The organism is Acinetobacter sp. AG1 (genome assembly GCF_001005525.1).
GTDB lineage: Bacteria > Pseudomonadota > Gammaproteobacteria > Pseudomonadales > Moraxellaceae > Acinetobacter > Acinetobacter modestus.
In genome coordinates this window covers 23,086-37,156 of the sequence record NZ_LBMZ01000103.1, presented here as the reverse complement: position 1 = coordinate 37,156, position 14,071 = coordinate 23,086, and the positions used below count along the sequence as shown (strand labels likewise).

Here is a 14,071-nt window from a genome sequence, read left to right as displayed (position 1 = left end):
TCACCCTTAAATGGCAGACCAAATGAGCAAAATAATTGCCGATAAACTACATGCCGTTAAAAGCAGATGTGTCACTAAACGGGTTTTAATGGTCAGGAACAAAATATAACCTGCCAACGATAATAAAATAATGATGATCGCGCTAATATCAATTAACCAATGCCAAGCTGTTCCAACATTTTTCCCACGATGAAGATCATTCAATAGTGAAACAGTAGTGGCTGATTTCTGCGTCATCTCAACATCACCATTGTCGAGCAATACCCATAAGTCTGTTGAACCTGCTGGGCTTTCGAGACGAATCATGACTTCACCATCCATCACTTCGCTACTTTTATAGCGGCCAATCAAAGGCTGTTTTGTACGAACATATTCAACAATACTTTGACTCGGGTTCTCTTGTTTTTGCAGAGACTCAACCAGTGTTGGCGGCAAAGTGAATGTGGTGGTCTGCTCTTCATTCTTTGATTTAAACCAATCAGGGTTATTGAGAAATAGACCTGTGGCAGCAAAGAAGATCAAAACGATAAAGGCAAAGGCAGAAAGCCAACCATGCACATAACGTGCATGGCGGTAAAAATCACGGCGCTGATACAAGGGACTAGCCTCATAGATGGAGTGATGCTAGAAATTAAGCACCACGTTGGAAATTCAGTTTAACTGTACCAATTTCTGCTTGAGCAGGAAGCGTTTGTGTCGCTGATTTTGGTGTGACATTCAATTCGATGGTTTGATAAGAATGATCACCATGCTCACGCGAGGTTTCAATATGAATTATATATTTACCTGCATTCACCATTTTACCCGCTTCGTCTTTACCATCCCAAGCCAACTTATACTGTCCTGGTTGACGTGAAGGTTTTGCAACAGCATCTAAGTTTGGCATTTGACGACCATATCGACGCCACCAAACATAGTTAGAGTTAATCCACTTCTCATCTTTACCCCAAACAGCCAGTGTACGCACAATCTTTTTATCGCTATCTGTAACCCAAACTGACACATAAGGTGCACGGTAGTTATCTACTGCGATCTTTGGAATATTCACTTCTAACTGAGCTTGGTAGCCTTTTGGCCAAGCTGTTGCTGTACCAGTTGCAGCTACATGACGCATTGTTTTCGGTTGATTGGCATCTAATAATGATGACCAGCCTGAACTTTGATAACGTGTGCCATCAGTTGCAACAAGTTGAGCTTCATAACCAACGAGTTGTTCAATCAGTTGCATCCCTTCATGTGCAGGCATTGCCGTTAATGCTGTTGCTAAAGCATCTGAATCGGCTGCACATTGTCCAACCACGACACATTGTTCAACGTTCTGAATCGGATGTCCTGTATGTGGATTTAACAAATGCGATTGATTTGCGAACCCACGATAGCCTTGACCACTAAAAGCCACTGCTTGATCTTTCAGGTTGAGTACTTGAGTTGGTGCAACATTATCAAAACGTTCATTCGGATCTTGTACACCAACTTTCCAACCCGCTTGTTGAGGTGATTTCCCCCATACACGCATATCGCCGCCAATATCGATCAGAATACCTTGTAAATGTGGCACTGCTTGTTTAGCTGCTAATAAAGCCCGATCAATTACATAACCTTTAGCGTAAGCATCAGGTGCGATTTTAATAGCCGATGTTGTTTTAATCTGCTTGGTTACAGGATTCAGTTCAATACTTTGCGTTTGTAACTGTCGTAATAAAGATTCTTGAGTGTTGTCATCCAAACGTTGGACTTGATTGCTATTTTCCCATAATTGAATCAATTGCCCCAAACGTGCATCAAAACCGCCACACGTTGCACTGCGCCACTGTTCACAAGCTGCGACAACATCATAAAGCTCAGATGAAGCCGAAATTTGCTGCTCACGATTTAATTGGCTAATTTCACTATCATCACGCCAAACAGAAAGAATCTGATCAAGCCTCGCAATTTCTGTTTGAATTGCTTGTAAAGCTTTTTCTGCATCTTGTTGCTGGGATGTAGTGACAACAACATCTAAAGATGTACCTAGTACATGATCTTGATGAAAACGATAACTTGGTAATTGGATTGGCGCGGATAATTGATTTGCATCTTTTATATTTCTACTTAGTTCATCTGCTTGAGTCGCCGTAAATGGGGACATCAAAACAGTTAACGCAGCCATCAACGGAGATAAACGAAAAATTATCTGTATTGGACGAAAAATTTGTTGAGTTGATGACATACGGGGATTCCATTTTCCAAGATTTACTTAAAATCTACTGGTCGCTCAATTAAAGTAATGCTCTTCTCTTTCTGTCTCAATACTTAACTTAGACTACGATATAATTTTATAAAATTTTTCAATAAAATCAATAACATTAATCTTCATCAAAAATTAAGCTAAAAGAGAGGAATAACTTTTTAATCATCAACTTAGTTTTTGAACATGACGATTAAAAATTTATCGAAATGATATTGCAATTGATACTCGTTATCAAGTAGATTGTGGCAAATCTTTTGCATTTTTGTATATTTCTCTTTTAAGGAATTTTTCATGCGTCATTTGATTACGACTGGATTACTCGCGCTGTTACCAACCTTGAGTTTTGCTCATACTGCCAGCCCATTTTTACTGCCTGAAGTCTTCGATAGCAAATCTGACAGTGTGAGCTTTCAAAGTGGTATCACAGTAGAAAAATTCTTTGTCCCAAGTAGAAATTTTAAAACCAGCTATCAAGTCACAACGCCTGAAGGTAAAACTGAATCTTTCAATGCAGCAGCTGAACTTAAAAAATTTAATATCGCTGAATTCAATTTAACCAATGATGGTACCTATCGCATTCGCACAAAAGAAGCGACTGGTAATCCAACTAAATATGCTCAAATTGATGGGCGTTGGTTACGTGTTCGTCCATCACGACCTGCAAATGCTGCACCTATGCAACCTCAAGCAAATGCTGAACAAAAAGCACCTATGCAAGCAAGCCAACCGCCACGTTTTGTGACAGAGGATCAAATCCCAGCTAATGCAAAAACACTTCAAACAACAAACTATTATCTTGCTGAAAGCTTTGTGACCAAGGGTAAACCTAGCCCAATTCCACAAATTGAAAATAAAGGTTTTGAGTTTAAGTTTTTAACTCACCCCAATGAACTGTATGCTGGTGAGTCATTAAAAGCTCAAGTTTTAATAGATGGAAAACCTGTACCAAATTTAGAAGTTGATGTATTTAAAGGTGCGAGCAGCTATCAACCAAATGCTAAACGTGAACAACCGCACGTGAAAACTAACGCTAAAGGTGAGCTTGAAATTAAATTTAATGAAGCTGGTATTTATTTAATTGCAGCGACTTATCCAGAAGCGAATAGTGACAATACCAAAACACCTGTTACTCAAACATACACGTATAGTGTTACAGTTGAAGTAACTGAATAATATATTATTCTGGCACTTCACTTAGTGTAAGTGCCCTTTTCTTTTATAATAAATAGCATCCACTTCTAAAATAAAAATAGTATATTGTTTTAAAACGTTCAGTTACTTTGTTTTATGACTTCAAAGAAAACCAGTGATGCAGGTATCTTTTTATGGATGGTTTATCAAACCATGCAGAAGATGAATTTAGATGCCGCAGCCATTTTTGCTAGTGTGCATTTACCAGATCAACCTCCAGACAAATTCGTTCGCCGCGATAACTCAACTCAATCGCGTTTTTGGCAAGCAGCAGCAGAAATTAGTCAAGATTCAGATATTGGTTTACATGTAGGTTCGAATGTGCCTGCATTTCGCGGACAAGTAATCGAATATCTTTTTTTAAGTAGCCCAACCTTTGGGGATGGTTTGAAACGAACCATTCGATATCAAGTATTATTGACAGACGCAATGTCATTTAAGCTTTTATTCAAAAATGAAACGACTGCAATTATTTCTGGTCTTAACCATCCAATTCGACATTATTTAGAATGTGCGATTGGAATTTTACTCATTTTTTTTAAATATATGAGTGAAAATACTTTTGTACCGATTGAAATTGGTTTGCCATATCTTGATGGTGCAACACAAGAAGAATATTTTAAAACATGGGGTTGTCCTGTCAAACTTGGACAAATTGAAGGTTATATTGAATTTAATAATGACTTATTAGGACAATCTTCCCCTGCCTACGAACCTGAATTATTAAAAATCCATGAACACCATGCAAAATCTCAAATTGAACTCCTCAATAAACACAAACTCATAGAACAAATAGAAAAAATTCTGGCAAGTGGTCTATTAGAATCAGGGGAATTTGACCAGAATATCGTTGCTAAACATTTAAATAGGAGCGCTCGCAGCTTAAGAGCTGATTTACATTTACTTAATACCAGCTACGAAAAAGTGATTGCGGGTTATCGTGAACGTTTAGCTAGACGCTTGTTATCTCAGACACAAGAGAATATTGATCAAATCGTTTACTTAACAGGATTTTCTGAACCATCAGCCTTTTCTAGAGCATTTAAACGTTGGACTGGGGAAACACCAACAGCTTATCGTCAAAGAAAACAAAAATAATTTGATTTAATAGGCAGATTAAAACTGTCAGAGCGGTCAAAACATTTCCTTTTTCTTTTTCTAAAATTCAATGCATGTTTTATTCGGTATATTCAACATGATTGGTTTCCCTGTAGGTATCTTTGTTGCAAATGGTATGGAATGGTATTTTCATAGAGTTTGGTTACATGAATTTCCAAGTAAAAATAGAAATAGTCCTTTTTTTACTCATATTGCTCACCATAAGCGTGCTCGTTTGAATAACTTTCATGACGAAGGTTATGCAGAATCCATGTTTAAAAATGCTGAAATGTATAATGAGAAATCGGCACTTATCGGTCTAGCAGCAGCATCAACTATTTTTCTACCTGTTGCACCTTTCTTTACTGCTGGTTTGTATTACGGCATTTGGAATTATTGGAAAGTTCATGCCAAATCACACTTAGATCCAGAATATGCAAAAAAACGAATTCCATGGCATTATGATCATCACATGACCAGCAACCAAAATGCGAATTGGTGCGTCACTAAACCTTGGTTCGATTATATTATGGGAACGCGTGTTTTAACTGATGTATCGCATACGGAAACAAACCCTCTAGCCATCAAAATGCCATTATGGTTAGAAAAAAAAGTGAATCGTGTTGCTCGCCGTGTATTACCTAAAGCCTATGCAAAAATTGATGCTAATACTCAACTAGATCAGCAGAATTTAAAACAAGGGATTGAAATCGCTTTGTAAATTTTATTTTATTGAGGATAAACAAGCCTAATCACTACGATTAGGCTTTAAAAATTATTAATCTGGGAGCTTTTAAACACAATAATAAATCGATATTATTCTGCTACAAAATAATCCTAGTAGAAAACTAACAATGTTAAATATTAAATCGAGTGTCGCTGTCTTAACTACATCATTAATACTATCTGCTTGTGGTAGTGATAATCATCAATCTAAAGAAAATAATTCGACTAGCCCTGCAACCTTCACAACTGAGTTTAAAAGTGATTTAACTTTACAAAAAGATTCAGACCCAGTCATTCAGATTGCAGGAAGAACGAGCAATCAAGATGATAATATAAATGCTTATTCAGTTACGCATCATTTTGAAAAATCAAAATCTTCAATTATTTTTAGTTATAATTTAGATAAAAATGATGTAAGTAAAACTTTGTATGTCAAATACGATCCGATACTCAAAGAAATATTAGGCGCTTCAATTAAAAGTAGTCCAACTAAAATAGGTGAATTACAAGTAGGGTCTATGCAGTATGCTTGTAGTGAATTTTTTTATGATGCTTGCAAAAACATTCAAATTAACTTTGATGATAAAACAGGTTATAGCGAGCTTACGTTTCATAATGCAAAACTATCCACTTCAAACCTAACTGATTCAACCAATACAATCAAAAGTTTCATCACTTTAAATGGAAAGCTAGCAGGTTCATTATCTAATTTGCCTCAAACATTCGAAGATATTAGAAAAACAAGCGTGTCAAATCTCTTAATAAATCAACAAAAAAATATGCCATTAGCAGTTATATACGATCCTATTTTGAAACAAATTTCTTTCGACACTTATACAGAAAATAATTTTGATACTGGTTTAAAATTGGACCAGTTCATTACAACATTAAATGATAAGTTCCCACCCTCTACTATACTTAGAACAGAAACATTAAGCGGTTTATCTGGTGCATGCATATCGAAGATAAGCGATATTTATGCATCACCATCATCTATTACGGTTACTGAAAACTCAAATGATATTACTTTAACATTTGATCAGACAACATATAAGCATACAAATGATGCTCTTTTAACTCCAAACCTACCATTGTTAGATACTTGTCCTTCTACATACCGCGAATTAAATGGTTTCGTGAAGGTAAATAAACCCCATACAAAGCTACAAATTAGCCCTATCAAAAAAGAAGATTTTGGATATTCAGATTTTCAAGTTCCTGCACAATATTTTGATGTCGCTAATCATAACTTACAGAAATTTGGTAATGATTTTATCGATGTTGAGATAAAGAATAAACAAATTGAAAAAGTTAGCTTTCATGAATACGATTTGAGAGTCGCTCCTAACTCTAATGTGCTTACAGTTTTTAGATATACTTTTACATGCGATGCCAAGAAATCATGTAAAGGAATATCTTACGATGATAAAAATACAAGTATCACATTTAAAAATACAAATTTATTTTATGAAGAAAATCAATTTGACACAATCAACCAGTCAATTACTTTAAATGGTGTATTTGATTTTGCTGGACGTTAATTTTGATTTATAAAATTTGAGTTAGAAACCGAGCAAATATCAGCTCGGTTTCTTATTTGATTAATGAGAATTCGTTTTCGACAATAAGTTTAAAATCAATACACCACTCATAATCAGTACAATCCCAATAATTCCCCAAACATCTAACTTCTGATCAAATACAAACCATGCCACGGTGGTAATTAAAACAATTCCTACACCCGACCAAACTGCATAAGCAATACCGACAGGGATTATTTTTAAGGTTAAAGATAAGCAATAGAATGCAATCATATAACCAAGAATCACAACTATAGATGCAATCGGCTTAGTAAACCCTTCACTACTTTTTAAAGCAGAAGTAGCAACAACTTCAGCAACAATTGCGATAAATAAAATGAGCCAATTCTTCATTCAATTTCCCATAGATAAATGGTTAAGAACAAAATCATAAAAATTAAAAAAATACCCTCTTATAATAAGAGGGTATTTTTAACACGTAACTTTATACAAGAATTATGCTGATTTCTTCGCCATATTATTTTTGCGAATGGTGATCATCAATAATTGTACTGCTGCGGGAGTCACACCAGGGATACGACTAGCTTGTGCCAAAGTTTCTGGACGGACTGTTTTTAACTTCAAGGTGATTTCACGTGACAAACCTGAAATCCCATCATATTCAAAATCAGCAGGAATTCGGGTTTCTTCTAGACGTTTCAATTGTGCAACATCTTCATGCTGACGATTAATATAGCCTTCGTATTTCACCGCAATTTCGATTTGCTCACCCACTTGCTCTGAAACTTCAGAACCCGTTAACTCTGCAATTTGACTGAAATTGATATTTGGACGTTTCAACAAATCAATCGCACTACATTCTTTACTAAGATCAGCACCCGTCATTTCAACGAATTTTTTACCCATTGGATTGTTTGGCGCAGCCCACAAATGCTGTAAACGAGAAGTTTCGCGCTCAACAGCTTCCATTTTTTCGCTATATGCAGCCCAACGTTCATCATCCACTAAACCAAGCTCACGGCCAATAGACGTTAAACGCTGATCAGCATTGTCTTCACGCAACATCAAACGGTATTCCGCACGCGAGGTAAACATACGGTATGGCTCTTTAGTACCCAGCGTGATCAGATCATCAACCAATACGCCCATGTAAGCTTGATCACGTTTTGGTGTCCACTCTTCTTGTTCCCACGCACGGCGTGCAGCATTCAAACCAGCAAGCAAGCCCTGTGCACCCGCTTCTTCATAACCTGTGGTACCGTTGATTTGACCAGCAAAGTACAGATTTTGAATCGCTTTGGTTTCAAGTGTAAATTTCAATGCTTGTGGATTGAAATAATCATATTCGATCGCATAGCCCGGACGTAAGATATGCGCATTTTCCATACCACGGATCGAACGAACTAAATTGAACTGTACGTCAAACGGCAAAGAAGTCGAAATTCCGTTTGGATAAAGTTCATGTGTATCCAGGCCTTCTGGTTCCAAGAACACTTGATGTGAATCTTTATCAGCAAAACGGTGAATTTTATCTTCAATTGATGGGCAATAGCGCGGACCTACACCTTCAATTACACCCGTATACATAGGTGAACGATCTAGACCACCACGAATAATTTCATGGGTTTTTTCGCTTGTATGGGTAATATAGCAATTCACCTGTTCAGGATGCATAGATGCATCACCCATAAATGACATTACAGGCGATGGGAAATCACCTGGCTGTGGCGTCATAACAGAGAAATCAACAGTACGCGCATCAATACGTGGCGGCGTACCTGTTTTTAAACGACCTACTGGCAATTTAAGTTCACGCAAACGATGAGCTAATGCAATTGACGGTGGATCGCCCGCACGACCACCACTTGAGTTTTGTAGACCAACGTGGATCACACCGCCCAAGAAAGTACCTGTCGTCAATACCACAGTTTTGGTATCAAAACGGATGCCCATTTGGGTTACAACGCCTTTAACTGTGTCGCCTTCAACAATCAAATCATCCGCAGCTTGTTGGAAAATATCCAGATTCGCTTGATTTTCTAAAGTATCACGAATTGCAGCTTTATAACGAACACGGTCAGCCTGTGCACGTGTTGCACGTACAGCCGCACCTTTACGAGAATTTAGAATACGGAACTGAATACCACCTTTATCCGCAGCAAGTGCCATTGCACCACCTAGTGCATCGATCTCGCGGACAAGGTGTGATTTACCAATACCACCAATTGCAGGGTTACAGCTCATCTGCCCCAAAGTTTCAATATTATGCGTCAACAATAATGTTTGTCTTCCCATACGAGCAGCAGCAAGCGCCGCTTCCGTACCAGCGTGACCGCCACCAATTACGATAACGTCGTAAACTTTAGGATAGTGCATAGTGGTAAATGTGTATTCAAAAAATGACAGAGTATTATACAGGATTTTTCATATTAAGTTGACAAAAACCGTCAATATTCTTATTCACTAGAAATCAATGATCTGTATACAAAACACACAAAAAGAAACCTTCTGTTGCATTTTTCTTCTATGTTTAACAAAGCGCCACACAATCATTAACCTGATCACCACTGTTTTATTGAATGAATTTCTTATTCTAATTAATGCATAAAATACTTTAGGAAAATGATATGAACAAAAAGCTTTTAATTTCATCGTTTCTTTGTAGCCTATGTTTAGCTTTAACTGCACAAGTAAATGCTAAATCGACTGTTGATGCTCAAGCTAAAAAGTATCAACAAGTTTGTAAAAGCAAAAAACAAGGTGATATGGTTTCTTTTGCTTATAAAGGTGTTGTTTATAATGGCACATGTGAACCGAATGAAGCTGGAAAACTAGCATTCCAGCCACCAATGCCTGCTAACAACGCGATACCAGAAACTCAAAGCAAAATTTCAGAAACTCAGTCCGCACCTCGTCCAGTAAGTTCAGTACAAACACCATAGATTTGTGCAAATAGAAAAGTTATAAACATTTAAAATGATAAAAGAATGTGACGTAAGCGCATTCTTTTATCGTATTTGATGTGATCAACACACTAAATTCAAAAAAAAGATCTTAAAATTGTAATCTGCCTATTTTATAATCCCTTTAGGCAAGCTGAATCTATTACAATAACCCCAAATACATTTACTTAGGTTTTCCTGTGAACTGGCTACAAATTCATATTACCGTTGATCAAGATCAAGTTGAGCTTACTGAAACACTGCTTCTCTCTTTAGGTGCTGTGAGTGTGACTTTGGATGATGCTGAAGATCAGGCACTTCTTGAACCGTTACCGGGTGAAACGCCACTATGGAATAAAGTTATTGTTACTGGAATTTATCAACAAGAAGAAGATGATCCTATCGATGTTGATACCTTAGAAGCTTTCCTCAAGGCGCAACTTCCTAACGTTCCGATGCGTCATGAATATTTAGAAAATCAAGTATGGGAACGCGCATGGATGGACTATTACGAACCAATCCAAATTGGCGAGAAATATTGGATCGTACCTGAGTGGTTAGAACCACCTGAAGCTGATGCAACAAATATTAAACTTGATCCAGGTCTTGCTTTTGGTACAGGTAACCATGCCAGCACTTTCTTGTGCCTACAGTGGTTGGGTAAAACCGATGTAAAAGATAAAATCGTCATTGACTACGGCTGTGGTTCGGGCATTTTAGGGGTTGCAGCTTTACTGCTTGGTGCTCAAAAAGTTTATGCCACCGATATCGATCCTCAAGCAGTATTGGCTACAAAACAAAATGCAGAATTAAATGGTGTACTTGAGCGTCTTTATGTAGGATTACCTGAAGAGTTTGAGCAAGAATTCAAACAACAACAAGCGGACATACTTGTCGCGAATATTTTAGCGGCACCGCTAATGGCACTTGCGCCTGAATTCTCAACTTTATTGAAAAATGAGGGTGAATTTGCACTTGCTGGTGTAATCGAAGAGCAAGTTGCTGATGTTTCTAGTGTTTACTCTGAATTTTTTGATATATTACAGATCGAAAAACGTGAAGAGAACTGGTGTCGCATCTCAGGAAAACGTAAAACAACAATTTGAGAAATTTGTTCCTTATGAGTGAAAAACAAACCCGCTGCCCCAAATGCTCAACCGTGTATAAAGTAACCCTTTCACAACTTAGCGTTGCACAGGGCATGGTTTGTTGCCCAAAATGTATCATTAATTTTAATGCTTTAACGAATCTAATCGATTCTGAAACGGCTGACACAACCCTAACACCACCAAATCGTTCATTATTTTCTTCGATTCAACCCGATAGTTCTTTTGCTGAGAAGCAAATGCAAATTTTGAGTATTTTTGATCAGAAAATTGAGAACTCAAATATTGATTTATTGACTTATTTAAATAATTTAAATTACTTTAATACTGAACCTGTTACGGCATTGCCTAATTTGAACTTATCAGAAGATAACTTATTAATCGACCATGAACAAAATCATAAACAACATGGCTGGCTTTATTACACATTGTGGGGATTAGGCAATATTGCATTAATTCTAGTTTTTGCTTTTCAGATTTTATGGTTCAATCCAAAACTCATGCATGATAGTCCAGCATTGAATCGCATCTTTAACTATGCTTGCAGTGTAGTAACGTGCAAAATAAAAAATGAACAATATAAATTTCTTAGTTTTGAAAAAGTAAAAATTAAACGTGTAGGAAAAGATGAAACAAGCTTCACGGGCGTATTAGTAAACCGTCACAAAGATAGTCTTGTGATTCCTTCTATTAAAGTGATTCTAAAAGAAAATGGAGAAGTCATCACCGATATCACTCTAAAGCCACAAGATTATTTAGTGGATAGTTTAAAAAGCATCCAAAGAATCCCAACGAATAGCCCTTTTCGATTCGAATTTACAGTGCCAAAGAGTAAAAATAGCTTCGATGATTATAGTTTAGAAATTGTACAACCTTAAAAGCGTAAAAAAATGACAAAAAAATAAAAAAAAGTGCAGTTAATTTGCTCACTTTTTCGCAGACAGTGGTATGATACGCGCCACGAATGCTTAACCCACTTACTCCTCGTTATTTATAGACAATAAAATCGTTAAACGAACTGTGCTTCTAACACATAAGCGCATTGTTGGTTTTTTTGTTTTTGAAAGTAGGCTGTAACAAATATTTAACTATTGTTACGCTTATTTTTTACACAAAACGAGGATTTGTGGCAAGCTAATAGTCCCTTTGTTTTAGAGTCACTGTTTTAGGATCTAAAACAGGACTCAGTAATTTAGACCACATTTACATATCACTTTATCCAAGTGGTATTTTGATTTTTCGGATTAACACGCATGAATAGCAAATCTCCTATTTTTACGGCTCAATCTGATGTCGCTCTTCGCATCCATGTAGATCGCGCAGTTCGTCATTATTTTGCACAATTGCAAGGTGAGCAACCATCTCAAGTTTATGACATGGTTTTAGCAGAAATGGAGAAACCTCTTTTATCTGTGGTCTTAGAATACACTCGTGGCAATCAAACGCGCGCTGCTGAGATTTTAGGCCTTAACCGCGGAACTTTACGTAAAAAGTTAAAAGCTCACGGTTTAATGAGTGAATAATTGATAAAATGCTCACGTTCTCGTGGGCATTTTTTTTGCCTTTGTTTTAATCTGTAGACTTCAAACTGTTGACTAGAATCATGACTATCAAACGTGCTTTAATCTCTGTTTCCGACAAAACTGGAATCGTTGAATTTGCTCAAAACCTTGCTGGATTAGGGGTAGAAATCTTATCTACGGGCGGTACATACAAGTTGCTTAAAGACAACAATATCGCTGTAGTAGAAGTTTCTGAACATACAGGTTTTCCTGAAATGATGGATGGTCGTGTTAAGACACTACATCCAAAAATTCATGGTGGTATCTTGGCACGTCGCGGTCTAGACGAAGCTGTGATGCAAGAACACAATATCGATGCAATTGATCTTGTGGTAGTAAACCTTTATCCATTTGCTGCAACAGTTGCTAAACCAAACTGCTCACTTGCAGATGCGATTGAGAACATCGACATTGGTGGTCCAACAATGGTGCGTGCAGCAGCAAAGAACCATGCTTCTGTGGGTATTATTGTAAATGCTTCTGACTATGATTTAGTTGTTGCGGAATTAAAAGATCATGGTGCACTTTCTTACGAGACTCGTTTCGACTTAGCGGTAAAAGCGTTTGAGCACACAGCACAATATGATGGCATGATTGCATCTTATCTTGGTGCTCGTGTTGGCAAAACTGAGGGTGAAGCAGATTTATTCCCTCGCACGTTCAACACCCAACTCAATAAAGCTCAAGATTTGCGTTATGGTGAGAACCCTCATCAAAATGCAGCATTCTATGTTGAAGCAAATGCTAAAGAAGCATCAGTTTCAACTGCGAAACAATTACAAGGCAAAGAATTGTCTTATAACAATATTGCAGATACAGATGCAGCACTTGAGTGTGTTAAATCATTTGCAAAACCTGCTTGTGTCATCGTTAAACATGCAAACCCATGTGGTGTTGCAGTTTCATTAGATGGTATCCAAGCGGCTTATGATCTTGCTTATGCAACTGATCCTGAATCTGCGTTTGGTGGCATCATTGCATTCAACCGTGAATTAGACGTTGCAACTGCACAAGCCATTGTGGATCGCCAATTTGTTGAAGTGATTATTGCACCAAGTATTGCTGAAGGCGTACTTGAAGTTACTGGCGCGAAAAAGAATGTACGCGTGTTAGTCTGTGGTGAACTTCCTGCAATCGATGCACGTACCGCTCAACTTGACTATAAACGCGTGAATGGTGGTTTGTTAGTTCAAGATCAAGACTTAGGTATGATCACCAAAGATGATCTAAAAGTAGTAACTAAACGCGCACCAACCGAACAAGAAATTGATGATCTTATCTTTGCTTGGAAAGTAGCAAAATATGTGAAATCAAATGCGATTGTTTATGCTAAAAATCGTCAAACGATTGGTGTAGGCGCAGGTCAAATGAGCCGCGTAAATTCTGCTCGTATTGCTGCAATCAAAGCTGAACATGCTGGCTTAGTGGTTGAAGGTGCGGTCATGGCATCTGATGCATTCTTCCCATTCCGTGATGGTATTGATAATGCGGCTAAAGCTGGCATTAAATGTATTATCCAACCGGGTGGTTCTATGCGTGATGAGGAAACTATTGCAGCCGCTGATGAAGCTGGTATTGCAATGGTGTTCACGGGTATGCGTCACTTCCGTCATTAATACCCCCTGAGTCCCTCTTTCTTGCGACATCTAAATCGCATCCTAGGGGGACTTTTTTA

At 37.5% G+C, this 14,071-nt stretch carries 13 protein-coding genes; 9 read left to right on the top strand and 4 right to left on the bottom strand.

All coding sequences use genetic code 11. The features are described 5' to 3' along the window. Positions 1-6: 6 nt before the first annotated feature. Both AAV96_RS06445 and AAV96_RS06440 read right to left on the bottom strand, forming a co-directional pair. Positions 7-597 (bottom strand): PepSY-associated TM helix domain-containing protein, encoded by a 591-nt coding sequence (locus AAV96_RS06445; protein ID WP_046738724.1) that lies wholly within the window; start codon positions 595-597, stop codon positions 7-9. 34 nt (positions 598-631) lie between these two features. Then, a complete protein-coding gene (locus tag AAV96_RS06440; RefSeq protein ID WP_046738723.1) occupies positions 632-2,209 on the bottom strand; it encodes a DUF2271 domain-containing protein in 1,578 nt (525 codons plus the stop codon). A gap of 312 nt (positions 2,210-2,521) precedes the next feature. On the opposite strand from AAV96_RS06440, the gene AAV96_RS06435 reads away from it, so the two are divergent. The 4 genes from AAV96_RS06435 to AAV96_RS06420 all read left to right on the top strand — a co-directional run bounded on the left by AAV96_RS06435 (position 2,522) and on the right by AAV96_RS06420 (position 6,786). Next, a complete protein-coding gene (locus AAV96_RS06435) occupies positions 2,522-3,403 on the top strand; it encodes a DUF4198 domain-containing protein (RefSeq protein ID WP_046738722.1) in 882 nt (293 codons plus the stop codon). A 114-nt stretch (positions 3,404-3,517) separates the two neighbouring features. After that, positions 3,518-4,519, top strand: a complete 1,002-nt coding sequence (locus tag AAV96_RS06430; RefSeq protein WP_046738721.1) for an AraC family transcriptional regulator — start codon at positions 3,518-3,520, stop codon at positions 4,517-4,519. A gap of 97 nt (positions 4,520-4,616) precedes the next feature. Further along, on the top strand, positions 4,617-5,240 hold the full coding sequence (locus AAV96_RS06425) for a sterol desaturase family protein (protein ID WP_046738720.1): 624 nt from the start codon (positions 4,617-4,619) through the stop codon (positions 5,238-5,240). A 133-nt stretch (positions 5,241-5,373) separates the two neighbouring features. Continuing rightward, a complete protein-coding gene (locus AAV96_RS06420) occupies positions 5,374-6,786 on the top strand; it encodes a hypothetical protein (RefSeq protein ID WP_046738719.1) in 1,413 nt (470 codons plus the stop codon). 60 nt (positions 6,787-6,846) lie between these two features. Here the strand turns inward: AAV96_RS06420 and AAV96_RS06415 are convergent, their stop codons facing one another. Both AAV96_RS06415 and mnmG read right to left on the bottom strand, forming a co-directional pair. Beyond that, complete coding sequence (locus tag AAV96_RS06415) at positions 6,847-7,179, bottom strand: DMT family transporter (RefSeq protein WP_004661309.1); 333 nt, start codon at positions 7,177-7,179, stop codon at positions 6,847-6,849. Positions 7,180-7,281: 102 nt separating this feature from the next. Further along, positions 7,282-9,162, bottom strand: coding sequence for a tRNA uridine-5-carboxymethylaminomethyl(34) synthesis enzyme MnmG (gene mnmG / locus AAV96_RS06410; RefSeq protein ID WP_046738718.1), 1,881 nt, complete (start codon positions 9,160-9,162; stop codon positions 7,282-7,284). A gap of 251 nt (positions 9,163-9,413) precedes the next feature. Here mnmG and AAV96_RS06405 point away from each other — a divergent pair, with 251 nt between their 5' ends. The 5 genes from AAV96_RS06405 (at position 9,414) to purH (ending at position 14,012) form a co-directional block, all read left to right on the top strand. Next, positions 9,414-9,728 (top strand): hypothetical protein, encoded by a 315-nt coding sequence (locus tag AAV96_RS06405; protein ID WP_046738717.1) that lies wholly within the window; start codon positions 9,414-9,416, stop codon positions 9,726-9,728. A gap of 200 nt (positions 9,729-9,928) precedes the next feature. Then, positions 9,929-10,834 carry a 50S ribosomal protein L11 methyltransferase gene (gene prmA / locus AAV96_RS06400; protein ID WP_005215317.1) on the top strand — a complete coding sequence of 302 codons (906 nt, stop codon included), beginning with the start codon at positions 9,929-9,931 and terminating at the stop codon, positions 10,832-10,834. Between the two features lie 14 nt (positions 10,835-10,848). Next, a complete protein-coding gene (locus AAV96_RS06395) occupies positions 10,849-11,712 on the top strand; it encodes a DUF3426 domain-containing protein (protein WP_005215316.1) in 864 nt (287 codons plus the stop codon). Between the two features lie 375 nt (positions 11,713-12,087). After that, positions 12,088-12,357: a DNA-binding transcriptional regulator Fis gene (gene fis, locus AAV96_RS06390; RefSeq protein WP_001086304.1), complete on the top strand. Its 270-nt coding sequence runs from the start codon at positions 12,088-12,090 to the stop codon at positions 12,355-12,357. 80 nt (positions 12,358-12,437) lie between these two features. Next, positions 12,438-14,012, top strand: coding sequence for a bifunctional phosphoribosylaminoimidazolecarboxamide formyltransferase/IMP cyclohydrolase (gene purH / locus AAV96_RS06385; protein ID WP_046738716.1), 1,575 nt, complete (start codon positions 12,438-12,440; stop codon positions 14,010-14,012). Positions 14,013-14,071 lie beyond the last annotated feature (59 nt).